The following is a 1,702-nucleotide window of genomic DNA, read 5'->3' as shown; positions in this document are numbered from 1 at the left end:
CGTATCATTTTGGGAACAAATCAAACTACTTCAAAATATACCTTGGCTTAAAATCAATTTATAAGCTTTTAATTAAGTGAATTTGTATTGAAAATGAAGTTTTTTCACAACCTGACGTTCCCGCGCTTGGCGTCAGTTGCGAGCTTCGGAACTGATGATTTTCTGTTAAAGATAATATTTCTTGCGAAACGTTAACGTGAACTTACCACAAAATTCGCAATTGCGCCAAACGTGTGTTGTGTGCTGTTTTTTTATTCTTTTAGTGTGTCAGTTCTTTGTTTTACAACTCTTTCATTTATTATTTTTTGATAATTTTTAATTTTCATCGCAGTTGTGTCATTAGGGTAATAATCCCTTTCTGTTATTTCTTCTCTAAATTTTATTTTCCCTTTTTTGTCGAAATGGTATTTTTTATAATATACGTTATCCATATCCCAATCGTGTGTTGTCAAAATTCTATTTACATTATCTATTTCGTCAATACCTGCGGCAGATAATTCAGAATGTTCAAAAGTTTTGGTTTCATTATTGAAAAGCATAATAACAGTTGCACTTGTCATTGGCATACTGCCATATTCATAAAGAGTAAAATCCTTAAAACCGTCAAAATTATAATCTTCAAAATGACGTTTGTTTATGCTGTCAAAATAGGTTGCAGATTTGTAATCATAGTTATCTTCATATTTTGGCTGATACTCATATTCTAAAAGTAGTTTTTTTGTTTTATAATCGTACAATTTCATTGTAATTTCAAGTCCATCATTATTGTCAATAACAAAAAAATGTTCCCAATAACACAAAAGTTTGTTTAACAAAAATGGATTACTTTTTTTAGTAAGCGTATCGGCTTTGTGTTCGGGTAGTGCTTCGGTAGCAACAGTATCAGCAACAACGACTTTATCTACAGTCAAATTATTTTGTATTGCATTTTTGCAACTTGCTACAAGTAGAATAATAAATATGTAAGTGAGTTTTTTCAAAGTTTAGTTTCCGTAATTTTCGTTACTGCATTTTTTTACTTTTCGTTTGGCTATTTTCTCAAATTTACCAATTTTCCTATTCGCACGCCAAGCTTTTTTAATTTTAGTGTAAAATTCGGCGTTGTTATCTGTTTCTTTTACAAGAGCAATAATTTCTGCATCAGTACCTTTAATTGTATGGCAATATTCAGTTAGTTTGTTTCCTTGTAATTCTTTTTTATCAATTTCTAAAATATCAATTATGATTTTTTTTGTGTTTTCAATTTTGAAAAATAATAATAAAGTTTTAGTATCAGAATAAGAAAAAGCTATGCCAAAATCAGTATCAAAATTTTCCTTTTGTAATAAAAATCCACTTTCACTTTTTATTTCTTTTCCTATCCAATACTTTGTGTCATTCTGTTGCGAATAACTAGAAGAAAAAATAATCATAAATAAGTAAATTATATTTTTCATAAAATCATTGCTAAAGGTTCAATTTTAAGAGGTTCGCCATAAAATAGCACACAACTTGTTTATATGCTCAGTTTTTTATTGTTTAGTTGAGCAAAGCTGACCTATTTCTAGTAGATTTGCTCAATTGCTATTGCGTTTTATTTTTTTATAAATCATCAAAAGGACTTTTTATTTGCTGAATATTTTTTGTACTAACGTGTGTATAAATTTCAGTTGTTTTACTGCTATTATGTCCTAATAATTCCTGAATATATCTTAAATCGGTT

2 protein-coding genes and 1 pseudogene are annotated in these 1,702 nt (G+C 28.4%); all 3 read right to left on the bottom strand.

Translation table 11 applies throughout. The annotated features are described in order from the left end of the window. Positions 1-251: 251 nt before the first annotated feature. The gene (locus tag G6042_RS00815; RefSeq protein ID WP_169522375.1) at positions 252-980 is read right to left on the bottom strand and encodes an XAC2610-related protein; all 729 of its coding nucleotides are present in this window, start codon (positions 978-980) and stop codon (positions 252-254) included. Positions 981-983: 3 nt separating this feature from the next. Further along, positions 984-1,436 carry a hypothetical protein gene (locus tag G6042_RS00810; protein ID WP_169522374.1) on the bottom strand — a complete coding sequence of 151 codons (453 nt, stop codon included), beginning with the start codon at positions 1,434-1,436 and terminating at the stop codon, positions 984-986. A gap of 145 nt (positions 1,437-1,581) precedes the next feature. Beyond that, positions 1,582-1,702: pseudogene (locus G6042_RS00805) on the bottom strand (tyrosine-type recombinase/integrase); the annotation flags it as partial.

It is taken from the genome of Flavobacterium solisilvae (genome assembly GCF_012911605.1).
Classification (GTDB): Bacteria; Bacteroidota; Bacteroidia; order Flavobacteriales; family Flavobacteriaceae; genus Flavobacterium; species Flavobacterium solisilvae.
Note: the sequence above shows the minus strand (reverse complement) of the source record. Positions and strands in the feature narration are given on the sequence as shown.